This is a genomic window from Pseudomonas sp. KBW05 (assembly GCF_003852405.1).
Taxonomy (GTDB): Bacteria; Pseudomonadota; Gammaproteobacteria; order Pseudomonadales; family Pseudomonadaceae; genus Aquipseudomonas.
In genome coordinates, this window is the sequence record NZ_QAJM01000007.1 from 40882 (window position 1) to 64961 (window position 24080).

The 24080-nt window shown below is 61.1% G+C and carries 17 protein-coding genes; 12 read left to right on the plus strand and 5 right to left on the minus strand.

Translation table 11 applies throughout. The features are described from left to right. Positions 1–359: 359 nt before the first annotated feature. From ntrC to glnA, 3 genes are all read right to left on the minus strand, one after another. On the minus strand, positions 360–1796 hold the full coding sequence (gene ntrC, locus DBR46_RS05985; RefSeq protein ID WP_017734849.1) for a nitrogen regulation protein NR(I): 1437 nt from the start codon (positions 1794–1796) through the stop codon (positions 360–362). Continuing rightward, positions 1793–2878: a nitrogen regulation protein NR(II) gene (gene glnL / locus DBR46_RS05990; protein WP_017734850.1), complete on the minus strand. Its 1086-nt coding sequence runs from the start codon at positions 2876–2878 to the stop codon at positions 1793–1795. The genes ntrC and glnL overlap by 4 nt, the downstream gene beginning before the upstream one ends. Before the next feature lie 471 nt (positions 2879–3349). Next, the gene (gene glnA, locus DBR46_RS05995; protein WP_124525404.1) at positions 3350–4756 is read right to left on the minus strand and encodes a glutamate--ammonia ligase; all 1407 of its coding nucleotides are present in this window, start codon (positions 4754–4756) and stop codon (positions 3350–3352) included. Between the two features lie 334 nt (positions 4757–5090). Here glnA and thiI point away from each other — a divergent pair, with 334 nt between their 5' ends. Beyond that, positions 5091–6545 (plus strand): tRNA uracil 4-sulfurtransferase ThiI, encoded by a 1455-nt coding sequence (gene thiI, locus DBR46_RS06000; protein WP_124525405.1) that lies wholly within the window; start codon positions 5091–5093, stop codon positions 6543–6545. Between the two features lie 139 nt (positions 6546–6684). Continuing rightward, on the plus strand, positions 6685–8505 hold the full coding sequence (typA, locus tag DBR46_RS06005) for a translational GTPase TypA (protein WP_124525406.1): 1821 nt from the start codon (positions 6685–6687) through the stop codon (positions 8503–8505). Positions 8506–8698: 193 nt separating this feature from the next. Here typA and DBR46_RS06010 read toward each other — a convergent pair whose 3' ends face one another. Next, complete coding sequence (locus DBR46_RS06010; RefSeq protein WP_017734855.1) at positions 8699–9133, minus strand: YkgJ family cysteine cluster protein; 435 nt, start codon at positions 9131–9133, stop codon at positions 8699–8701. 239 nt (positions 9134–9372) lie between these two features. Between DBR46_RS06010 and DBR46_RS06015 the strand changes: the two genes are divergently transcribed. The 6 genes from DBR46_RS06015 to DBR46_RS06040 all read left to right on the plus strand — a co-directional run bounded on the left by DBR46_RS06015 (position 9373) and on the right by DBR46_RS06040 (position 19005). Further along, positions 9373–11823 (plus strand): glycogen/starch/alpha-glucan phosphorylase, encoded by a 2451-nt coding sequence (locus DBR46_RS06015; RefSeq protein ID WP_124525407.1) that lies wholly within the window; start codon positions 9373–9375, stop codon positions 11821–11823. A gap of 197 nt (positions 11824–12020) precedes the next feature. Continuing rightward, positions 12021–15518 (plus strand): DUF2339 domain-containing protein, encoded by a 3498-nt coding sequence (locus DBR46_RS06020; RefSeq protein WP_124525408.1) that lies wholly within the window; start codon positions 12021–12023, stop codon positions 15516–15518. After that, on the plus strand, positions 15518–16867 hold the full coding sequence (locus tag DBR46_RS06025) for a DUF3999 domain-containing protein (RefSeq protein ID WP_124525409.1): 1350 nt from the start codon (positions 15518–15520) through the stop codon (positions 16865–16867). The genes DBR46_RS06020 and DBR46_RS06025 overlap by 1 nt, the downstream gene beginning before the upstream one ends. 96 nt (positions 16868–16963) lie before the next feature. After that, on the plus strand, positions 16964–17974 hold the full coding sequence (locus DBR46_RS06030; protein ID WP_017734859.1) for a class 1 fructose-bisphosphatase: 1011 nt from the start codon (positions 16964–16966) through the stop codon (positions 17972–17974). 176 nt (positions 17975–18150) lie between these two features. Then, positions 18151–18405: a hypothetical protein gene (locus tag DBR46_RS06035; protein ID WP_017734861.1), complete on the plus strand. Its 255-nt coding sequence runs from the start codon at positions 18151–18153 to the stop codon at positions 18403–18405. Positions 18406–18435: 30 nt separating this feature from the next. Next, a complete protein-coding gene (locus DBR46_RS06040) occupies positions 18436–19005 on the plus strand; it encodes a lipocalin family protein (protein WP_017734862.1) in 570 nt (189 codons plus the stop codon). A gap of 117 nt (positions 19006–19122) precedes the next feature. Here DBR46_RS06040 and DBR46_RS06045 read toward each other — a convergent pair whose 3' ends face one another. After that, positions 19123–20487 (minus strand): formimidoylglutamate deiminase, encoded by a 1365-nt coding sequence (locus DBR46_RS06045; RefSeq protein WP_124525410.1) that lies wholly within the window; start codon positions 20485–20487, stop codon positions 19123–19125. A gap of 78 nt (positions 20488–20565) precedes the next feature. Between DBR46_RS06045 and hutC the strand changes: the two genes are divergently transcribed. From hutC to hutU, 4 genes are all read left to right on the plus strand, one after another. Beyond that, the gene (gene hutC / locus DBR46_RS06050) at positions 20566–21345 is read left to right on the plus strand and encodes a histidine utilization repressor (RefSeq protein ID WP_170949823.1); all 780 of its coding nucleotides are present in this window, start codon (positions 20566–20568) and stop codon (positions 21343–21345) included. Continuing rightward, entirely contained in the window at positions 21342–21902 is a 561-nt protein-coding gene (locus tag DBR46_RS06055) for a HutD family protein (protein WP_124525411.1), read from the plus strand. Before hutC ends, DBR46_RS06055 begins: the two co-directional genes overlap by 4 nt. Before the next feature lie 16 nt (positions 21903–21918). After that, a complete protein-coding gene (locus tag DBR46_RS06060; protein WP_124525412.1) occupies positions 21919–22146 on the plus strand; it encodes a hypothetical protein in 228 nt (75 codons plus the stop codon). 160 nt (positions 22147–22306) lie between these two features. Then, a complete protein-coding gene (gene hutU / locus DBR46_RS06065; RefSeq protein ID WP_124525413.1) occupies positions 22307–23977 on the plus strand; it encodes a urocanate hydratase in 1671 nt (556 codons plus the stop codon). The last annotated feature ends 103 nt before the right edge of the window (positions 23978–24080 follow it).

Genomic DNA, 24080 nt, shown 5'->3' on the forward strand with positions numbered 1-24080 from the left:
AAACTGGGTTGTACAAGGGTTATTGCAGGGCGCGTGCCAGAGTGGCCAGGTTGTGCAAAAAACTTTTTACAGAAAGCGCAAAGCCCCGGAATACGGGGCTTTGGTGTTTCCGGACTTCGAAGAGTTTTCAATCAGGCCGATACTCCAGGCCTTGAGTCGGTGCCCGATGCCGGTTCACGGTGCATTCAAGCGGTGCACAGTCTCCAAACCTTGTGCGGAACCAAATGTGGGAGCGGGCTTGCTCGCGAAAGCGGTGGGTCAGACAGAACATCTGTGCCTGATACACCGTATTCGCGAGCAAGCCCGCTCCCACACAAGCCCGCTCCCACATTGGATTTTCGGTGGAGGTTAGAGAGATGTCAGGCGTCGTCGCCCTCGTCATCATCGCCACCGTCGACCTTCATCCCCAATTCCTTGATCTTGCGCGTCAGGGTGTTACGCCCCCAACCCAGCAACACGGCAGCATCGCGACGGCGACCAGCGGTGTGCTTCAAGGCCGTCTCGATCATGATCCGCTCAAACGCCGGCACGGCGCTGTCCAGCAGGTTCGACTGGCCGCGAGCTAGCGCCTGGTCGGCCCACTGACGCAGCGCCTGCTCCCAGTTGGTCACTGGCGCCGAATCCTGCGGCAGGCTCAACAGCTCGGGCGGCAGGTCGCTGATGTGCACTTCGCGCCCGGACGCCATCACCGTGATCCAGCGGCAGGTGTTCTCCAGCTGGCGCACGTTGCCCGGCCATGGCAGGTTCTTCAGGTACTCCTCGGTCTCGCTTTTCAGCAGCTTCGGCTCCACGGCCAGCTCCTGGGCAGCGCGGCTGAGGAAGTGGCGGGCCAGGGTCGGGATGTCTTCGCGACGATCCGACATGCGCGGGATGTGGATGCGGATCACGTTGAGGCGGTGGAACAAGTCCTCACGGAACTTGCCCGCGTGTACCAGGGTTTCCAGGTTCTGGTGGGTCGCCGCGATGATGCGCACGTCGACCTTGACCGGCGTGTGCCCGCCGACGCGATAAAACTCGCCGTCCGCCAGTACGCGCAACAGGCGAGTCTGGGTGTCGGCCGGCATGTCGCCGATTTCATCGAGGAACAACGTGCCGCCGTCGGCCTGTTCAAAGCGCCCGCGCCGCAGGTTGGCCGCGCCGGTGAACGCACCTTTCTCGTGGCCGAACAGCTCGGATTCCATCAAGTCCTTGGGAATCGCCGCCATATTCAGCGCGATGAATGGCGAAGCAGCCCGGGGGCTGTGACGGTGCAGGGCGTGGGCCACCAACTCTTTACCGGTACCCGACTCGCCGTTGATCAGCACTGTGATGTTGGAGTGGCTCAAGCGTCCGATGGCGCGAAACACTTCCTGCATCGCCGGCGCTTCGCCGATGATTTCCGGGGTGCGGGTCAGGGCCGGTGGGGCTTCCTGGCTTTGCTGTTCCTGGGCGTGCTGGTTGGCGCGCTTGACCAGCGCCACCGCCTCGTCCACATCGAACGGCTTGGGCAGGTATTCAAACGCGCCGCCCTGGTAGGACGCGACAGCGCTGTCCAGGTCCGAGTGCGCCGTCATGATGATCACCGGCAGGCGCGGGTGCTGCTCGCGAATGCGTGCCAGCAGGTCCAGGCCGCTGGCGCCGGGCATGCGGATGTCGGAGATGATCACGTCGGGCTGCTGGCGCGCGAGGCGGCTCATTACGCCGTCGGCGCTGTCGAAGCTCTGCGTGGTCATGCCTTCCTGTTGCAAGGCTTTCTCGAGGACCCAGCGGATAGAACGGTCGTCATCGACGATCCAGACAGTTTCACTACGGCTCATGTCGATGGGGCTCCTTGTTCCAGTGGCAGAAAGATCGAGAACGTGGTGTGGCCAGGATGGCTCTCACATTCGATCAGACCCTGGTGCTGGCTGATGATGTTCTGGGTGATGGCCAGGCCGAGCCCGGTACCGTCCGGGCGGCCGCTGACCATGGGAAAGAAGATGGTTTCCTGAAGTTCCGCAGGAATGCCCGGGCCGTTGTCGATGATCTCGACCTTGGTCACCAGGCGATGGCGCACATGGCCGATGGTGAACTGGCGCAGGGCGCGGGTGCGCAGGCTGATGCGGCCCAGGCGCAATTCGTTCTGGCTGCTGATGGCTTGCATGGCGTTGCGCACGATATTGAGCACCGCCTGGATCATCTGCTCGCGGTCGATCAATACGTCGGGAATGCTCGGGTCGTAGTCGCGCACCAAGGTGATGCAACCCTGGCTTTCGGCCTCGACCAGCTGGCAAACACGCTCCAGCACCTCGTGCACGTTGGTCATCGCCAGCGACGGCAGCTTGTTGGAGCCGAGCATGCGGTCCACCAGGTTCCGCAGGCGGTCGGCTTCTTCGATGATGACGTTGGTGTAGTCCTTGAGGTTCTCGTCGGGCAACTCGCGGGCCAGCAGCTGCGCCGCGCCACGAATGCCGCCGAGCGGGTTCTTGATCTCATGGGCCAGGCCGCGCACCAGCATCTTGCTGGTCTCCTGCTTGGACAGCTGCGCTTCTTCCTTGGTGATGCGCAGCAGGCGGTCGCGGGGATGCACTTCAAGCAACAGCAGGGTCGTGCCGTTGCTGAGGATCGGGGTCACGGCGTAATCGACGGTCAGCGTCTGGCCGGTGAGGGCGGTGAGCATCGCTTCACGCTTGGTAAACGGGTGTGCCTGCTCCACCGCCTGGCGCAACGAGCTCAAGGCTTCGGCCGACTCGGTGAACAATTCGCTGATGAACTGCCCATGGCTGCGCTGGCCGCTGATGGCCAGGAGCATCTCCGCCGCCGGGTTCATGTACTCAAGACGCAGGTCGTCATTGAGCAGGATGGTCGCGGTGGTCAGGTTGTCGAGTAGCAAACGGTGCAGTGCATCGCTGATGGTCATCAGGACCTCTTTTGGAGCAAGGCGCGGGCTTGAGGCACACGCTGATACAAGGAAAATGCAAAAACCAAACCAAGGCTCCGAAAAGAAGCGTAAATGCCCTGGAATGGGGGTTTAGGGCGCGAATCTGTAGCGTTCTGCCAGCTTGCTCGGGAAGTTTCGAACCAAAATGGGCTGGCGGGTGGGAAGGGTGCGGCTTGTCGCACCAATATAGTGCGGTTTTGTGAAGCTTGTTCAGGAAGCTATAAATTCACTGGATGTACACAATTCAACTGTGGGAGCGGGCTTGCTCGCGAATACGGTGGGTCAGACAGAACATCTGTGCCTGATACACCGCATTCGCGAGCAAGCCCGCTCCCACATGTTTAATTGGATTCGCAGATTGGATGCGGCGTAAGCCCAAAATGTTGGGCAAAAAAAAGACCTCCCGAAGGAGGTCTTTTTTGTCACGCCACGTTAAGCGGCGCTACCGGATCAGCAGCTGTAGTACAGCTCGTATTCCAGTGGGTGTACGAAGGTGCGGACCTTGATTTCTTCTTCGCTTTTCAGGGCGATATAGGCATCGATAAAGTCGTCGCTGAACACGCCGCCTTTGGTCAGGAACGCACGGCCCTTGTCCAGCTCTTCCAGGGCTTCTTTCAGGCTGCCGCACACTTGTGGGATCTCTTTGGCCTCTTCAGGCGGCAGGTCGTACAAGTTTTTGTCGGCGGCGTCGCCTGGGTGGATCTTGTTCTGGATACCGTCCAGGCCAGCCATCAGCAGTGCTGCGAAAGCCAGGTATGGGTTGGCAGCCGGGTCCGGGAAACGTGCTTCGATACGACGGCCACGTGGGCTGTTGACGTAAGGAATACGGATCGAGGCGGAACGGTTACGGGCCGAGTAGGCCAGCATGACCGGCGCTTCGAAGCCTGGTACCAGACGCTTGTAGGAGTTGGTCGCCGGGTTGGTGAAGCCGTTCAGGGCCTTACCGTGCTTGATGATACCGCCGATGAAGTACAGGGCAGTTTCCGACAGGCCGGCATAACCTTCGCCAGCGAAGGTGTTCTTGCCATCTTTGGCGATGGACATGTGAACGTGCATGCCCGAACCGTTATCGCCGTACAGCGGCTTCGGCATGAAGGTCGCGGTGCGGCCGTAGGCGTCAGCAACGTTGTGGACAACGTATTTCAGGGTTTGAACTTCGTCGGCTTTCTTCACCAGGGTGTTGAACTTGACGCCGATTTCGTTCTGGCCAGCAGTTGCCACTTCGTGGTGGTGAACTTCAACGACCTGGCCCATTTCTTCCAGTGCGTTGCACATGGAGGTACGGATTTCGTGGTCGTGGTCGAACGGAGGTACTGGGAAGTAGCCGCCTTTGACGCCTGGACGGTGGCCTTTGTTGCCGCCTTCGATGTCTTGGTCGGACATCCACGAGCCTTGCTCGGAGAAGATCTTGAACATCGAACCGGAGATGTCGGACTTGAACTTCACTTCGTCGAAGATGAAGAACTCAGGCTCAGGACCGCAGAAAACGGTGTCACCGATACCGGTGGTCTTCAGGTATTCCTCGGCACGGTGGGCGATGGCGCGCGGGTCGCGATCGTAGCCTTGCATGGTCGAAGGTTCGATGATGTCGCAGACCAGGATCAGGGTCGGCTCTTCGGTGAACGGGTCCAGAACGGCAGAGTCGTCGTCCGGCAGCAGGATCATGTCGGAGGCTTCGATGCCTTTCCAGCCAGCGATGGAGGAACCGTCGAACATCTTGCCGACTTCGAAGAAGTCGTCTTCCAGCGCGTCACGAGCCGGCATGGTCACGTGGTGCTGAGTGCCTTTGGTGTCCGTGAAGCGCAGATCAATCCATTTAACGTCATGATCTTTGATGAGTTGAACCGACTTCGACATAGTGTCCTCCGGGTGGCTTCGGGCTGGGGTAGTGGAGTTAGCCCTTAGAATGTGGGTGATGCCGGCGCGGATAGTCCGCCATGGCAACCTGCCTCACAAGAGAGCAAATTGCATGCCAGTGCGCCAACATGGGTTTTCTGGTCCAAAAACGCCCCTATAAAGGTGCAAAGCGACAAAAGCCCGGAAATGGCGCACCGCAATGTGGCGTCAGCGCCCGAAAATGCACTGCTTTAGTGCGCGCGCAGTCCGATGCATATTAACTGGTTAAACCTTGAGCGATTTCCGCTATAATCCGCGCCCCCCTTTTTCAGCAGGCCCGGCGCGCGCTGTTTCCATGAAATTAATCGTTAAAGTCTTCCCCGAGATCACCATCAAAAGCCGACCGGTACGGACGCGTTTCATCCGTCAGTTGGCCAAGAACATCCGTGCCGTGCTCCGTGACCTGGACCCGGCTGTGGTGGTGAACGGCGTGTGGGACAACCTCGAGCTGGAAACCCGCATCACCGACGCCAAAGCCTTGAAGGACATGACCGAGCGCCTGAGCTGCATGCCGGGCATCGCGCATTTCCTGCAGGTGGATGAGTACCCGCTGGGCGACTTCGACGACATCACTGAGAAGTGCAAGCAGCACTTCGGCAGCGAGATCGAAGGCAAGATCTTTTCGGTGCGCTGCAAGCGCGCCGGCAAGCACACCTTCAGCTCCATGGACGTCGAGAAATACGTCGGCAGCAAGCTGCGTCGCGAGTGCGGCGCCGCCGGAATTTCCCTGAAAGCGCCGCAAATTGAAGTGCGCATGGAAATTCGCGACCAACGGTTGTTTGTCATCCACAGCCAGCACAACAGCATCGGCGGCTACCCGCTGGGCGCCTTGGAACAGACCCTGGTATTGATGTCCGGCGGTTTCGATTCCACGGTGGCGGCCTACCAGATCATGCGCCGCGGCCTGATGAGCCACTTCTGCTTCTTTAATCTGGGCGGGCGTGCACACGAATTGGGCGTGATGGAAGTCGCGCACTTTATCTGGAAGAAGTACGGCAGCTCCCAACGCGTGCTATTTGTAAGCGTACCGTTTGAGGAAGTGCTGGGAGAAATTCTCGGTAAAGTCGATAACAGTCATATGGGCGTGGTATTGAAGCGTATGATGTTGCGCGCTGCGTCGCGGATCGCCGATCAATTGCAGATCGACGCCCTGGTGACCGGTGAAGCCATCTCCCAGGTCTCCAGCCAAACGCTGCCGAACCTGTCGCTGATCGATTGCGTCACCGAGAAGCTGGTCTTGCGCCCGCTGATCGCCAGTCACAAGCAGGACATCATCGACCTGGCCGAAGAAATCGGCACGGCCGACTTTGCCAAGCACATGCCTGAATATTGCGGGGTCATCTCGGTGAACCCCAAGACCCACGCCAAGCGCAACCGCGTGGAGTACGAAGAACAACAGTTCGACATGGCCGTTCTGGAGCGTGCGCTCGAGAACGCCAAGCTGGTGCCGATCGATCGCGTGATCGACGAATTGGGCCAGGACATCAAGATCGAAGAAGTCAGCGAAGCCCTGGCCGGCCAGATCGTCATTGATATCCGTCACCCGGATGCCGCTGAAGATGAGCCGCTGGAAATCGCTGGCATCGACGTACAAACGCTGCCGTTTTATGCATTGAACGCGCGTTTCAAGGAACTGGATAACAGCCGTCAGTACCTGCTGTATTGCGACAAAGGCGTGATGAGTCGCCTGCATGCCCACCATTTGCTCAGTGAGGGGCATGCCAATGTGCGCGTTTATCGACCGAGCTAAGAGCCCGGGGCTGTTTGCCTGTGGCCTGCGTCACCGGCCCCCCGACTCTGCCGTCAAGCTGTAACGGCAAGGCCTGACTCTACTGTTAATCGCTGCCACGACCTGTCAGCACACCGAATCCTCTGATCGAGATACACAAGTGATCGAAAATCTACGTAACATCGCCATCATTGCTCACGTTGACCATGGTAAAACCACCCTGGTAGACAAACTCCTGCGTCAATCCGGCACCCTGGAGCGCAACGAGCTCAACGACGAGCGCGTGATGGACTCCAACGACCAGGAAAAAGAGCGCGGTATTACCATCCTGGCTAAAAACACCGCTATCAACTGGAACGGCTACCACATCAACATCGTGGACACCCCGGGCCACGCCGACTTCGGCGGCGAAGTAGAACGCGTAATGTCGATGGTCGACTCCGTTCTGCTGCTGGTTGATGCCCAAGACGGCCCTATGCCGCAAACCCGTTTCGTGACCAAGAAGGCTTTCGAAGCCGGCCTGCGTCCAATCGTGGTGATCAACAAGGTTGACCGTCCAGGCGCGCGTCCGGACTGGGTTCTGGACCAGATCTTCGACCTGTTCGACAACCTGGGTGCCACCGAAGAACAGCTGGACTTCAAAGTCGTCTACGCCTCGGCCCTGAACGGTATTGCCGGTCTGGACCACACCGACATGGCTGAAGACATGACCCCGCTGTACCAGTCGATCGTCGACAACGTACCAGCGCCGGCTGTTGACCGTGACGGTCCGTTCCAGATGCAAATTTCGGCACTGGACTACAACAGCTTCCTGGGCATTATCGGCGTTGGCCGTATCGCTCGTGGTCGCGTCAAGCCGAACACTCCGGTTGTGGCTATCGATGCTGACGGCAAGAAGCGTAACGGCCGTATCCTGAAGCTGATGGGTCACCACGGTCTGCACCGTGTAGACGTTGAAGAAGCTGCTGCCGGCGACATCGTGTGCATCAGCGGTATGGACTCGCTGTTCATCTCCGACACCCTGTGCGACCCGCTGAACGTTGAAGCGATGAAGCCGTTGACCGTTGACGAGCCAACCGTTTCCATGACCTTCCAGGTAAACGACTCGCCATTCTGCGGTAAAGAAGGCAAGTTCGTGACTTCCCGTAACATCAAGGAACGTCTGGACAAAGAGCTGCTGTACAACGTTGCACTGCGCGTTGAAGAAGGCGACTCGGCTGACAAGTTCAAAGTATCGGGCCGTGGCGAGCTGCACTTGTCCGTACTGATCGAAACCATGCGTCGCGAAGGCTTCGAAATGGGCGTTGGTCGTCCAGAAGTGATCATCCGCGTTGTTGACGGTAACAAGCACGAACCGTTCGAAAACGTCACCATCGACACCCCTGAAGAATCCCAGGGCAAGGTCATGGAAGAGATGGGCCTGCGTAAGGGCGACCTGACCAACATGGTGCCGGATGGCAAAGGCCGTGTACGTCTGGAATACAACATCCCTGCTCGTGGTCTGATCGGTTTCCGTAACCAGTTCCTGACCCTGACCAACGGTGCTGGCATCCTGACCTCGATCTTCGACCGTTACGACGTGATGAAGTCCGGTCAAATGTCCGGTCGTCAGAACGGCGTTCTGGTATCGGTAGAAACCGGCAAGGCGCTGACCTACTCCCTGGAAACCCTCCAGGCGCGTGGCAAGCTGTTCGTTGAACACGGTCAAGAGATCTACAACGGTCAGATCGTTGGTCTGAACAGCCGTGACACCGACATGGGCGTCAACCCAACCAAAGGCAAGAAGCTCGACAACATGCGTGCTTCGGGTAAAGACGAAACCATCGCTCTGGTTCCACCTGTTCGCTTCACCCTGGAACAGGCCCTGGAATTCATCCAGGACGACGAGCTGTGCGAAGTTACGCCTAAGTCGATCCGCCTGCGTAAGAAGATCCTGGACGAAGGCGAGCGTACCCGCGCTGCCAAGAAAGCCAAGAACTGAGTTAACTCAGGCTGAATGAAAAACGCCCCCGGTCGAAAGGCCGGGGGCGTTTTTTTGTGCCTGCAGTTTGTGTGTTGGCTCTGCTGGCCCCATCGCAGGCAAGCCAGCTCCCACCTTTGAATGTGTTCACAAATCAAAATGTGGGAGCTGGCTTGCCTGCGATGAGGCCCTAAAGGCCACTACAGAATCTGGATCAGAACTTATCGAGCGTCTTGAACTTGGTCTCGCGCACCACTTCCTTCGGCTTATACGCGCAATACCCCGGCCGCGGCCCGATCTTCGGGTGGTTGCGGCAGGTATCCGGGCGCTTGTCATAAATAGTGCAGAAGCGCGTCTTACGATCCAGGAACAGGCAGTCGTTGTTGCTCATGCGCTGCAGGGTAAAAATTTCGGACTTGGAATTGAAGCGCTCAACGATGCCTTCCTTCTGCAAGCGCTTGGCGATGTTCTTCGCCGGGTCGCCGAGTTCGAACTCATCGACGAGGCCAATGCGGATCAGGTCCTTGACCTTCACTTCGACCGGCAGCGTGCAGCAGCTGGACACGCAGCCACCGCACATGTGCGCGGAGTATTTCTGCCACGTTTCAAGACGGTCGAGTTCCGCGGCGGCGATCAGTTGAGGCTTCATCAGGGTTCCAAAAGGTGGGGCTGTATCCGGGCGCGCGATCATACCGGGATTGGTGATTTTTTGAACAATATTTTCTGGGTTTCAGCCAGAAGGCGCGCCTGAGCCAAAGCAGGCACGGCCAATGCATCAAAAACCAGCAAAGGTAAATGCGTTAAAAAAGTGCCGAACCAGAGCGGTCACCGTCTGTCAGACCGTCTAGGCTCTAGCAACTCCTTCTATCTCGCCCGAGGTCGCATCTGATGTCTCAGGAACCACTTGCACGAGAAGCAGAGGTAGCCGCATTCCGCGATGCCGTCTTGACCAAACTCACCTACGCGGTGGGCAAGGACCCGGATCACGCCTTCGACCACGACTGGTTCGAAGCCATTGCCCTGGCCGCGCGCGACCAGATGGTCGATCACTGGATGGACCACACGCGGCGCATCTACCGCAAAGGCCAGAAGCGGGTGTACTACCTCTCCCTGGAGTTCCTCATCGGCCGTCTGCTCTACGACAGCCTGAGCAACCTCGGCGTGCTGGAGATTGCCCGTGAAGCCCTGGCGGAGCTGGGCGTGGACCTTGAGCGCATCCGCCTGCTGGAGCCCGACGCCGCGCTCGGCAATGGTGGCCTGGGCCGTTTGGCGGCGTGCTTCATGGAAAGCATGTCGACCTTGGGCATTGCCGGCCACGGCTATGGCATCCGTTATGAACACGGCCTGTTCCGCCAGGCGATTGTCGATGGTTGGCAACAGGAACAGACCGAGCACTGGCTGGATTTCGGCAACCCGTGGGAGTTCGAACGGCCCGAAGTGGTGTACCCGATTGGCTTTGGCGGCAGCGTCGAAACCAAGCCTGACAGTTCCGGCAAGCTGATCCAGGAATGGACCCCCAACGAAACCGTGCGCGCCATCGCCTACGACACCCCGGTGGTCGGCTGGCGCGGTGCCAGCGTCAACACCCTGCGCCTGTGGCGTGCCCGCGCCGTGGAAGACCTGCACCTGGAACGCTTCAACGCCGGTGACCACCTCGGTGCCGTCGCCGAAGTGGCCCGCGCCGAAAGCATCTCCCGGGTGCTTTACCCGGCCGACAGCACCGAAGCGGGGCAGGAACTGCGCCTGCGCCAGGAATACTTCTTTGTCGCCGCCTCCCTGCAAGACCTTTTGCGCCGCCACAAGAACATGCACGGCTCCGTCCTCAGCCTGGGCGAACACGCCGCGATCCAACTCAACGACACTCACCCGTCCATCGCCGTGGCCGAATTGATGCGCCAGTTGGTGGACCTGCATGACATCGCCTGGGACGCGGCCTGGCAGGTCACCGTCGAAACCCTTTCCTACACCAACCACACCCTGCTGCCCGAAGCCTTGGAAACCTGGCCTGTCGGCTTGATGGAGCGCATGCTGCCCCGGCACATGCAGATCATCTACCTGATCAACGCCCAGCACATCGACTCGCTCCGCGCCAAAGGCATCCACGACTTTGACGTGCTGCGCGCCGTATCGCTGATCGAAGAAGACAATGGCCGCCGCGTGCGCATGGGCAACCTGGCGTTCCTCGGCTCCCATAGCGTCAACGGCGTGTCGGGTTTGCACACTCAGTTGATGCGCAGCACGGTGTTCTCCGAACTGCACAAGCTCTACCCCGAGCGCATCAACAACAAAACCAACGGCATCACCTTCCGCCGCTGGCTGTACCAGGCCAACCCCAAACTCACCGAGATGCTGGTGGAAGCCCTTGGCCCGGACATCCTCGACAAGCCCGAACAGCGCCTGATCGAGCTCGAACCGTTTGCCGACAAACCGGCGTTCCGCAAGGCCTTCGCCGAGCAACGCCTGCACAGTAAAAGGGCACTGGCCGAAATCATCCACGAACGCCTGGGCATTTCGGTCAACCCGGCGGCGATGTTTGACGTGCAGGTCAAGCGCATCCACGAATACAAGCGCCAACTGCTCAACCTGCTGCACACCGTGGCGCTGTACCAGGCGATCCGCGCCGAACCGGGCACCGACTGGGTGCCACGGGTGAAGATCTTCTCGGGCAAGGCGGCCGCCAGCTATCACCAGGCCAAGTTGATCATCAAGCTGACCAACGACATCGCCCGCACCGTCAACAACGACCCCACCGTGCGCGGCCTGCTCAAGGTGGTGTTCCTGCCCAACTACAACGTCAGCCTGGCGGAAAGCATCATTCCGGCGGCGGACTTGTCGGAGCAGATCTCCACCGCCGGCTTTGAAGCCTCGGGCACCAGCAACATGAAGTTCGGCCTCAACGGTGCGCTGACCATCGGCACCATGGACGGCGCCAACGTGGAGATGCACGAGCGCGTCGGTGCCGAGCACATGTTTATCTTCGGCCTCAGCGCGCAGCAGGTGGAAGCGCGTAAACATGCTGGCGAATTCAACGCCGGGCCCGATATTGCAGCGTCCCATCGCCTCAACGATGTGCTGCAAGCGATTCGTGGCGGGGTGTTCTCGCCGGATGATCCGGGGCGTTATGTGGGCTTGATCGACGGGTTGGTCGATTACGACCGCTTCCTGGTGTGTGCCGACTTCGATTCCTACTGGGACGCCCAGGCGCGGGTCGAAGCGCATTGGCACGATTCCAAGGCGTGGTGGCGTTCGGCGGTGCTCAATACGTCGCGGATGGGCTGGTTCAGTTCCGACCGGACCATCCGCGAGTACGCCACCGAGATCTGGAAAGCCCTCGACTAAACACCACGCTACCCTGTGGGAGCGGGCTAGTGTGGGAGCGGGCTTGCTCGCGAAGACGGCGTGTCAGGCAACTCATCTGCGCCTGACCCACCGCTTTCGCGAGCAAGCCCGCTCCCACATAAGCTCACACAAGCTCTGCTCCCACATTGCTCTTGCGTCGATATACTAGGCCTCGGTTTGCCTAGGGATTCTCGACCATGCAATGGATTTTCATGCTGATTGGCCTCGCGCTCGGCTGGACACTCGACGAGTCGTTCAGTGACGCCGGCATCGGTGCGCTGCTGGGCTTGGGTATTGGCCAGGCGATCCGCCTCACGCAACTGTCGGCCCAGGCAGACAAGCAGGCAACCCAGCTGGAAACCACGCAAAAGGCGCTGATCGCCCTCGGTGAACGCCTGCGGCAACTTGAAGTGCCCGCGCCACCAAGCAGTGTCATTGTCGAACCCCCGATCCCAGAACCAACCCCCGTAGCCAAGGCGCCCGAGCTTGTCTGGGAGCTGCCGGCCGAATTGGCACCCGTCGCCGTGGTTGCCGAAACGAGCCGGCCACTGCCGGAAGACGCCTGGGCCCCGACCCCACGCCCAGAAAAAGAACCGGCAATCCCCCGTGGCCCCAACCTGATCGAACGCGCCATCAGCGGCGCGCGCAATTGGTTGTTTGGTGGCAACACCGTGTTGCGTGTGGGCGTGGTGCTGTTGTTCCTCGGCCTGGCGTTTCTGCTGCGTTATGCCACCGAAGGCATGGTGGTGCCGATTGAGGTGCGCTACGCCGGTGTCGCCGCCGCGGCCATCGCCCTGTTGGGCCTGGGCTGGTGGCTGCGCCTGCGCAACAGCAACTACGGCTTGATGCTGCAAGGCACCGGGATCGCGGTGCTTTACCTCACGGTCTTCGCGGCGATGCGCCTGCATCCGCTGATCGATCCGGGGGCGGCGCTGGGTTTGCTGGTGGCGGTCACGGTGTTTTCGGCGATCCTGGCGATTACCCAGGATGCCTTGGGCCTGGCCTGCGCCGCCGCGCTCGGCGGCTTTGCGGCGCCGATCCTCACGTCCACCGGCGCCGGCAACCATGTGGCGTTGTTCAGCTACTTCGCCTTGCTCAACGCCGGCATCCTTGCCATTGCCTGGTTCAAGGCGTGGCGCCTGCTCAACCTGATCGGCTTCGTCGGCACCTTCGGCATCGGCTTCGCCTGGGGTATGCGCTCCTACACGCCGGAACTGCTGTGGAGCACCGAGCCGTTCCTGATCCTGTTTTTCCTGATGTACCTGGCCATCGGCCTGTTGTTTGCCCGGCGCAAGTTGCTGGAAATGGGTGACGCGCCTGAAGGCCGTGACGCGTTGCTGCGCTGGTCGGCTGCCAAGGGTGATTATGTCGACGGCAGCCTGCTCTTTGGCCCGCCGCTGGTGGGCTTTGGCTTGCAGTTCGCGCTGGTGCAGCACCTTGAGTTTGCCGCCGCGTTCAGTGCGCTCGGCCTGGGCATTATCTATATGGGGCTGGCGCGACTGCTCAGGGGTGGCCGCGCTTTGTTGTTGGCCGAAACCTGTCTGGCACTGGGTGTGATCTTTGCCAGCCTCGCGATCCCTTTGGGCCTCGATGCACGCTGGACCGCTGCCGCCTGGGCCGTGGAAGGCGCCGGGATCTTCTGGCTGGGCTTGCGCCAGCAGCGGCCATTGGCGCGGGCGTTCGGCTTGCTGCTGCAACTGGGCTCGGCGCTGGCCTTCCTCAGCGAGCTGCGCGTCGGCGAACACACTTTGCTCGATGGCGCACCGCTGGGCGCGCTGCTGCTTGGCGCGGCGCTGCTGTTCAGCTTCGATCAACTGCGCAAGGCCGCTCCCGAACAGGCGGCAGGCTGGGAGCGCAAAGGCGTTCCAGTGCTGGCATGCCTGGGTTTGAGCTTCTTGTATTTGCTGGAGCCGTTGCTGTTGCAGGCCCAAGGCACCGCTATCAGCTGGGCCCTCGCCGGGCTGCTGACGCTGTTTGTCGGCCTGCGCATCGGCTCGCGCACCTTCCTCTTCACCGCGTTTGCCGTGCAACTGTTGGGCGGCGCGTTGTTCCTGCTGCGCTTGCAAGGCGGTGAAGGCGCAGCGGTGTTCAGTGCGGGCTGGAGTGGTTTGCTCACCGCGTCGCTGATCGGCCTGGCCTTGATCGGCGGCATGCTGCTGGCGGCACGCGATGACATGGTGCGCGGTGATGTGCGCTTGCTGCGCGGGCTGTCGGTGGTGCTGCTGGCGGGTTTGGTGTTGATCAATCTTGCGGTGCTGTTTGTGCTGCCGTGGGAAAGCGCCAGCGGCGTGTGGGCGGCCAGTGGTCTGTTGATCATCTGGCTGAGCCTGTACCTGCAGCAGCGCGTCAGCTTTGTATTCGGCTTGCTGCTGCAATTGATCGGCGGCGGTTCATTCCTGCTGTCGGTGCCGGAACTGCTGGGGCCGTTGACCAGCGAAGGCTTGCGGCCACTGGCCCACAGCGGTTTCTGGACGCCGTTGGTGCTGGGCCTGGCCGCGCTGGTCGGCGCCTGGCGCTTGCAGCGTGAACCCCATGCGCCGGTGTTTGATGTGTTGAAACTGCAACGCCTGTCCGACCTGCTACTGGTGTGGGGCGCGGCGTGGTGGACGTTGGCGCTGGTCGGCGAAGTACTGCGTTTTGTCCCGCGCGAACTGCAAGGCGCGTTCCTGTTGGCGATCGCCGCCGTAAGCGTGGCGATCTGGACGCTGCTGGCCGCCCGCCTGAACTGGGCGGCGCTGGGCATGCTGTGCACCTTGTTGATGCCAGCGGCGGGCGTGGTGTTGCTGGCGTCTGCCCACGCCTATTACCACCCGGCAGCGCAGTTTGGCTGGCTGGCGTGGTTGGCGGTGTTCGCCGTGCATTTCATCTCGCTGCGGCGCTTGGCGGCGACCGTGCCCGGCAAGGTGTTGAGCGCGGCCCACGTGTTGGGCTGCTGGATGCTGATCGGCGTGCTGGCGCTGGAGCTGCGTTACGGCCTGTTGCTGCTGTCGGATCAGTACAACGCCTGGCGCTGGCTCGGCTGGGCGATTCTGCCCAGCCTGTACCTGGTGCTGGCCGCTGCGCCGCGCAACTGGCCGTGGCCGGTGGCGGCGTACCCACGGGAATACCGTGTGCTCGCCGCGCTGCCATTGGCGGTGCTGATGCTCGGTTGGTTCTGGTTGGCGAATATGTTCAGCGACGGCACGGCCGAGCCGCTGCCTTACGTGCCGCTACTCAATCCACTGGACCTGGGCCTGCTGTTTGCGCTGCTGGGCATCTACCTGTGGTCGCGCAGTGCCGCACCGGAGCGTGGGCCGCATGTGGAGTTGATCGCCCAGGGCGTGGCGGGCATTTCGCTGTTCGCATTCTTTACCGCGCTGGTCATGCGCGCTGCGCACCATTGGGGCGGTGTGCCGTTCCAGTTGGATGCGTTGCTCGAATCGATGCTGGTGCAGGCCGGCCTGTCGATCGTATGGACGCTGATCGCCCTCGGCCTGATGATCGGCGGCCACCTGCGCCATCGTCGCGAAGTGTGGCTGATCGGCGCGGCGCTAATTGCGCTGGTGGTGGCCAAGCTGTTTTTTGTCGAATTGAGCAACCGTGGCGGGCTGGCGCGGATCGTGTCGTTTATCGGCGTGGGCGGCTTGTTGCTGGTGGTGGGCTACTTTGCGCCGCTGCCGCCCAAGCGTGTGGGAACTGAGGGAGCATCGTCTTGATGGGCAAGCTGAGTCTGAGTGGGTTGGCGTTGTGGCTGCTGTGTTCGGCGGCCTACGCCCAGGAAACGCCGGCCGACTTCGCGGTCCAGGTGCCGCTGGCGGTGAGTGGCGCCGGCCCCTGGTATCGCCTGGAGTTGCCGTTGGCGGTGCAATTGCGCGCGCGGCAGGCCGATCTCAGCGACGTGCGGGTGTTCAGCGCCGCCGGGGAGGCGCAGGCCTACGCGCTGTCCCGCCAACCCGCGCAGCGCAGCGAAAGCCGCCATGTGGCGGATGTGAAGTGGTTCCCACTGTACGCCGCCGACACCCATGAAGCCTTGCCGGGCGTGGTGATGAAATCCACCAGCGAAGGCACGTTGCTGGAAATCCGCCCCTCCACGCCCCAGGCGCAGCAGGTGTTGCGCGGCTGGGTGCTGGATGCCAGCGCGATCAAGGCGCCGTTGCAGCAACTGAGCCTGGACTGGAGCCGTGAGCAAGAGGGTTTCCAGCGTTTCAGCATCGAGGCCAGCGATGATTTGCAACACTGGACACCGTGGGGCGACGGGCAAGTGGCGCGCCTGTCGTTTGCCGACGAGCGGGTCGAGCAGCATGACGTGAACCTGCCGGGGCGGTCGGCGCGTTACCTGCGCCTGGTGTGGCAAGGCCAGGCCGCGCCGCAGTTGACCTCGGCCAAGCTGGTCAGCGCCACTAGCAGCAGCCTGCCAATGCCGCTGGTGTGGTCGCAGCCGTTGGCGGGCACGCGGCTCAAGGCGGGCGAATACAGTTGGCAGTTGCCGACCGGGCTGAACATCGAGCGCTTGCGTGTCGCATTGAACCAGCCCAACACCTTGGCGCCCGTGACGCTGTCCGGGCGTCGCGACAGCCAGCAAGCCTGGCAACCGTTGAGCAACGGTTTGCTCTATCGCCTGGCCCAGAACGGCCAGGACGTGGTGCAGGATGAGTTGCCGCTGCCGGGGCAGGTGGTCACTGAGCTCAAGTTGCAGGTGGACGAACGCGGCGGCGGCCTGGGCGTCGAGGCGCCGGCCCTGCGCTTTGCGGTGCGCGCCACGCAGTTGGTGTTCCTGGCGCGGGGTGAGCCGCCGTTTACCCTGGCGCTGGGCAACGCGTCGGTGAAGGCGGCGAACCTGCCGTTGACCACGCTGATCCCGGACTACAGTGCCGAGCGCTTCAAGACGCTGGGGCAGGCGAAGGTAGCAGGGGAGGTGGTGGTCAAAACAGCCGCCGTTGCCGCTGCGCCTGAAGCCGGTGCCGACTGGAAGAAACTCGGCCTGTGGGCCGTGCTCCTGCTCGGTGTGGCGGCGCTGGGAGGCATGGCCTACAGTTTGTTGCGCAAGCCCCAGGCCAAACCGTGAACTCTATTGGCGTTAAATCCTCTGATTAGAGGAAATCAGCCCCGACTCGCGTTAAACTGCGCGGGTTTTTAAGCCCCCCATTCTCCGGAGCCTTACATGTCCCGCGTTACCTTGAGTCGCTATTTGATCGAGCAGACCCGCAGCAACAACACGCCTGCCGATCTGCGCTTCCTTATCGAAGTGGTGGCGCGTGCTTGCAAGGAAATCAGCCACGCCGTGTCCAAAGGCGCACTGGGTGGTGTCCTGGGCAGCATGGGCACTGAAAACGTGCAGGGCGAAGTGCAGAAGAAGCTCGACGTGATCTCCAACGAGATCCTGCTCGAAGCCAACGAATGGGGCGGTCACTTGGCCGGCATGGCGTCCGAAGAAATGGACAATGCCTACCAGATCCCGGGCAAATACCCGAAAGGCGCGTACCTGCTGGTGTTCGATCCACTGGACGGTTCGTCCAACATCGACATCAACGCCCCGGTTGGCACCATCTTCTCGGTACTGCGTTGCCCGAACGAATACCTGAGCCAGAACGAGCCGCTGAACGAGAAAGCGTTCCTGCAGCCAGGCACCCAACAGGTTGCTGCCGGCTACGCGATCTACGGCCCACAGACCATGTTGGTGCTGACCCTGGGCGACGGCGTCAAAGGCTTCACCCTGGACCGCGAAATGGGCAGCTTCGTGCTGACCCACGAAGACATCACCATTCCTGCCGCTACCCAGGAATTCGCGATCAACATGTCCAACCAGCGCCACTGGGAAGAGCCGGTGACCCGCTACGTTGGCGAGCTGATGGCGGGCGAAGAAGGCCCGTTGAAGAAAAACTTCAACATGCGCTGGGTGGCCGCAATGGTTGCCGACGTGCACCGTATCCTGACCCGTGGTGGCCTGTTCATGTACCCTCGCGACAGCCGCGAGCCGTCCAAACCGGGCAAGCTGCGCCTGATGTACGAAGCCAACCCGATGTCGTTCCTGGTTGAGCAAGCGGGCGGCGCGTCCACCGACGGCCACCAGCGTATCCTCGACATCCAGCCGGAAGGCCTGCACCAGCGTGTGGCGGTGTTCCTGGGTTCGAAGGAAGAAGTTGAGCGCGTGACGGCGTATCACAAGAAGTAAATTGCTGCGATAAGTGATCGGCAGTGTTGTGAGCCGGTTCACCCTAAAAGAAGCCCCGAAACGTTTCAGCGTTTTCGGGGCTTTTTTGTTTTTGCTCGTCGGGAACCAGAAACCCCTTTTCCCTTCTAAGCTTCTGGCAGACCCCCATGCTGCTTCGTCCCTCCAGGAGTTTTTCCATGTCGTTACGCCGTCTCGCCCTGCTGACTTTTTGCGTGCTGTTGGCCGCTTGCAGCAAGGTCAACCAAGAAAACTACGCAAAGCTGTCGGCTGGCATGGCCAAGGCCGAGGTGGAGTCGCTGTTGGGTAAGCCGACCGATTGTTCCGGCGCACTGGGCATGTCCAGCTGCACCTGGGGCGATAAAACCAGCTTTATCAGCGTGCAATATGCCGGTGACAAGGTTCTGATGTTTTCCGGGCAAGGCCTGAAGTAAACCGGGGCGCGAGCCTGCGGGAGAAGAAGAATGATGCGTTTTGTTTTATACCTTTGCGCCAGCCTGTTTTTGGCAGGCTGCGCCAGCCATTCTGGCGATGATCTGCAACCCAAGACCGCGAGCAACGTCAACCTCAAGCGTTACCAGGGCACCTGGTACGAGCTGGCGCGATTGCCGATGTACTTCCAGCGCAACTGCGCGCAGTCCGAAGCCCGTTACACCTTGTTGCCGGATGGCGACATGTCGGTGTTCAACCGCTGCCTGACGACTGAATGGAAGTGGGAAGAAGCCAAAGGCACCGCCACCCCGCAAGTGCCGGGCAAGACCGACAAGCTTTGGGTGGAATTCAACAATTGGTTCACGTCGTTGCTGCCGGGCGTCGCCAAGGGCGATTACTGGGTGTTGTATGTCAGCGATGACTACAAGACCGCCATTGTTGGCAGCCCGAGCCGGCGTTATATGTGGATCTTGTCGCGTACGCCGACGGTCAATGCGGACACCCGTGAAGATCTGCTGAGCAGGGCGCGACAGCAGGGGTATGACACCACGCGGTTGATCTGGCGTACGTCGGACAAGCAGATGGCGAAGACTTCGCAGTAACCCTGAATCAACGCGGATCAAAAATGTGGGAGCGGGCTTGCTCGCGAAAGCGGTATATCAGCACCAGATGCAGTGACTGACACACCGCTTTCGCGAGCAAGCCCGCTCCCACATGTTTTAACCGAGTAGGTCCTTCAGGACTTGGGTGAATGCGCGATTGCTGTCTTCTTCGCTGGCATGGTGCCCATCCCGTACCACCCACTTCCCGTTCACCAGCACATCCCGCACCTGCCGATCCCCGCCCGCGAATAACCAGCGGTTGAGAATCCCATCCTCGCTAGCCGTCGCCAGGTACGGATCATTGCCATCCAGCACAATCCAGTCTGCGCGTTTGCCCACTTCCAAGCGCCCAATCGGCTGGCCCAACGCCTGGGCACCACCGTCTAGGGCGGCGTCAAACAGCGTACGTCCGACCATCGGCTGGTCACTGCGATACAGACGATTGCGCCGTTGATCGCGCAAGCGCTGGCCATATTCCAGCCAACGCAATTCTTCCACCACGCTCAACGACACATGGCTGTCAGACCCAATCCCCATGCGCCCGCCCTGGGCCAGGAAATCCACCGCCGGGAAAATCCCATCACCCAGGTTCGCCTCGGTGGTCAGGCACAACCCCGCAATCGCCCGGCTCTTGGCCATGCGCGTGACTTCATGCGCATCGGCGTGGGTGGCATGCACCAGGCACCAGCGCTCATCCACTGCCACATTGTCATACAGCCATTGCAGCGGGCGTTTGCCGCTCCAGGCCAGGCAGTCGTCGACTTCCTTTTGTTGTTCGGCGATGTGGATATGCACCGGGCAGGCCTTGTCGCTGGCCGCCAGCACTGTGCTGATCTGTTGCGGTGTGACCGCGCGCAGGGAGTGGAAGCACAGGCCCAGCTGCTGCGCCGGTTGCGCGGCAAGGATCGGCTTGAGGCGCGCTTGCAGGTCCAGGTAGTTTTCGGTGCTGTTGATAAACCGGCGCTGGCCCTCGTTCGGCGCTTGCCCACCAAAACCTGAATGGGTGTAGAGCACCGGCAACAACGTCAAACCGATCCCGCTGCTGGCCGCCGCCTGGCTGATCTGCCGCGACAGCTCGGTGCGATCGGCATAGGGCTGGCCGCTGACGTCATGGTGCACGTAATGGAATTCGGCCACCGAGGTGTAGCCGGCCTTGAGCATCTCGATATACAGCTGGCGCGCGATCACCTGCAATTGGTCCGGGCTGATCTTGCCGACCATGCGGTACATCAGGTCGCGCCAGGTCCAGAAGCTGTCATTCGGGTTGCCCGCTACTTCGGCCAAACCGGCCATGGCGCGCTGGAAAGCATGGGAGTGCAGGTTCGGTATGCCCGCCAACACCGGGCCTCTCAGCAGCTCGGCGCCCTCTGCACTGGCGTTGGCCGCAACCTGTGTCAGCAGGCCATCGGCGCTGACTTCAAGACGTACATCATTGGCCCATCCATTAGGCAGCAGTGCGCGTTCGGCAAAGAAAGCGGACATGATCAAGGCACCCCGGTCGTGTGTTTATTTGTATATACATATACAGACGTTTGCCTGCTCGGTAAACTCCGGCAATCTATGCATCTTTTCCCCCTGCAAGGATTCCCTGTGCCGACTCCGCCTGCCAAGTCTTCGCTGGCTGCCCACATGGACGAAAGTCCGGCGCCCTTGTATGCCCGCGTCAAACAGATGATCAGCCAGCAGATTCTCAACGGCAACTGGCCGCCTCATTACCGCGTGCCGTCGGAGAGCGAGCTGGTCAGCCAACTGGGCTTCAGCCGCATGACCATCAACCGCGCCCTGCGCGAGCTCACCGCCGAAGGGTTGCTGGTGCGCATGCAAGGCGTCGGCACCTTTGTCGCCGAACCCAAGAGCCAGTCGGCGCTGTTCGAAGTGCACAACATTGCCGATGAGATCGCCTCCCGCGGTCATCGGCATACGTGCCAGGTTATCCACCTGGGCGAAGAGGCCGCCGGTTCCGAACGCGCCGTTGCTCTGGAAATGCGTGAAGGCGGGCGGGTGTTCCATTCGCTGATCGTGCACTTCGAAAACGATATTCCCGTGCAAATCGAAGACCGCTTCGTTAACGCCCTGGTCGCCCCGGAATACCTGCAACAGGATTTCACCCAGCAGACCCCTTACGCCTACTTGAACCAGGTTGCGCCGCTGACCGAAGGCGAGCACGTGGTGGAAGCCATCCTCGCCGACGCCGCTGAGTGCAAGCTGCTGCAAATCGAACCCACGGAGCCGTGCCTGTTGATTCGCCGCCGCACCTGGTCCGGTCGCCAACCGGTGACTGCCGCACGGTTGATCCACCCCGGTTCCCGTCACAGCCTGGAAGGACGTTTCAGTAAATGAGTGCAGTGAAAGTCTGGCGCGCCACTGACTACGTGCGCATGCCGTGGAAAAACGGCGGCGGCAGCACCGAAGAAATCACCCGTGACGCCGGCAGCGGCCTGGATGGTTTTGGCTGGCGCCTGTCGATTGCCGATATCGCTGAGTCGGGCGGGTTCTCCACCTTTGCCGGCTACCAGCGTTTGATCACCGTGATCCAGGGCGCGGGCATGGTGTTGACTGTGGATGGTGAGGAACAGCGCGGGTTGTTACCGCTGCAAGCGTTCGCGTTCAAGGGTGACAGCCAGGTGGCGTGTCGCTTGATCACCGGGCCGATTCGCGATTTCAACCTGATCTATTCGCCAGCGCGTTATCACGCGCGGTTGCAGTGGGTGGATGGCGAGCAGCGGATTTTCACTACGGCGCAGACGGTGTTGGTGTTCAGCGTGGCGGATGAAGTGAAAGTGTTGGGCGAGAAGCTCGGCCATCACGATTGCCTGCAAGTGGACGGTAACACTGGCTTGCTGGATATCTCCGTGGCTGGCCGCAGTTGCATCATCGAACTGACCGCGCGCGGTTAAAAATGTGGGAGCGGGCTTGCTCGCGAAAGCGGTGTATCAGTACCAGATGAGCTGGCTGACCTACCGCATTCGCGAGCAAGCCCGCTCCCACATTGGTTTTGTGGTGTTCACAAAACTTGTTTCCAACCCGCGCACCACTTTGTTACCGAACGCCCCAGCATGGCGCAAAGCCATGCCGACGCAACAAACATCCCCCGCGACAAAACTCCCTCGTAAGAAATTTCATCAACCCCCGAAGCCTTAATTTCCAAGGCTCGCACGCCCTTTCCCGAAAAATATCAACAGCCCCCTCCGCAAGTTGGCCGCTTGATTGCATATGCTTGTATGTACAAGTAAAGATGTGTGCGTAAGAGTCCACATCGCACCAATCAAGTATGCGCATCGATCGCTGAGGAGTCTGAGTTGTGACCAAGCCTACTAAATACCGTGACGTAGAAATCCGCGCCGCCCACGGTAACAAGCTCACCGCCAAAAGCTGGCTGACTGAAGCGCCGCTGCGCATGCTGATGAACAACCTCGACCCACAAGTGGCCGAGAACCCGAAAGAGCTGGTGGTGTACGGCGGTATCGGCCGTGCGGCGCGCAACTGGGAGTGCTACGACCAGATCGTCGAGAGCCTGACCAACCTGAACGACGACGAAACCCTGCTGGTGCAATCCGGCAAGCCGGTCGGCGTGTTCAAGACCCACAGCAATGCACCGCGCGTACTGATCGCCAACTCCAACCTGGTGCCGCACTGGGCCAGCTGGGAACACTTCAACGAACTGGATGCCAAGGGCCTGGCCATGTACGGCCAGATGACCGCCGGCAGCTGGATCTACATCGGCAGCCAGGGCATCGTCCAGGGCACCTACGAAACCTTCGTCGAAGCCGGTCGCCAACATTACAACAGCGACCTGACAGGGCGCTGGGTGCTCACCGCCGGTCTCGGCGGCATGGGCGGCGCGCAGCCATTGGCCGCCACCCTGGCCGGTGCATGCTCGCTGAACATTGAATGCCAGCAGGTCAGCATCGATTTCCGCCTGGCCAGCCGCTATGTCGATGAGCAAGCCACCGACCTCGACGACGCCCTGGCGCGCATCGCCAAGTACACCAAGGAAGGCAAGGCCATCTCCATCGCCCTGCTGGGTAACGCCGCCGAAATCCTGCCGGAGCTGGTCAAGCGCGGCGTGCGCCCGGACATGGTCACCGACCAGACCAGCGCCCACGACCCGCTCAACGGCTACCTGCCCGCCGGCTGGACCTGGGACGAATACCGTGCCCGTGCCAAGACCGAGCCTGCCGCTGTAATCAAGGCCGCCAAGCAGTCGATGGCCGTACACGTTAAAGCCATGCTGGATTTCCAAAAGCAAGGCATCCCAACCTTCGACTACGGCAACAACATCCGTCAGATGGCCCAGGAAGAAGGCGTGGAAAACGCCTTCGACTTCCCGGGTTTCGTCCCGGCCTACATCCGCCCGCTGTTCTGCCGTGGCATCGGCCCGTTCCGCTGGGCGGCGCTGTCCGGCGACCCGCAGGACATCTACAAGACCGACGCCAAAGTCAAAGAGCTGATCCCCGACGACGCCCACCTGCACAACTGGTTGGACATGGCGCGCGAGCGCATCAGCTTCCAGGGCCTGCCGGCGCGTATCTGCTGGGTTGGCCTGGGCCAGCGCGCCAAGCTCGGCCTGGCGTTCAACGAAATGGTCCGCAGCGGCGAGCTGTCGGCGCCGGTGGTCATCGGCCGTGACCACCTCGACTCCGGCTCGGTATCCAGCCCGAACCGTGAAACCGAAGCGATGCAGGACGGATCTGACGCCGTGTCCGACTGGCCACTGCTCAACGCCCTGCTCAACACCGCGAGCGGCGCGACCTGGGTTTCGCTGCACCACGGTGGCGGCGTTGGCATGGGCTTCTCCCAGCACTCCGGCATGGTGATCGTCTGCGACGGTACCGACGAAGCGGCGGAGCGCATTGCCCGCGTGCTGCACAACGACCCGGCGACCGGGGTGATGCGTCACGCCGATGCCGGTTACCAGATCGCCATCGACTGCGCCAAAGAGCAGGGTCTCAACCTCCCGATGATCAAGTAAGGCGATGTGGGAGCGGGCTTTTGTGGGAGCGGGCTTGCTCGCGAATACGGTGGGTCAGCTACAGATGCATTGACTGAAAGTCCGCTTTCGCGAGCAAGCCCGC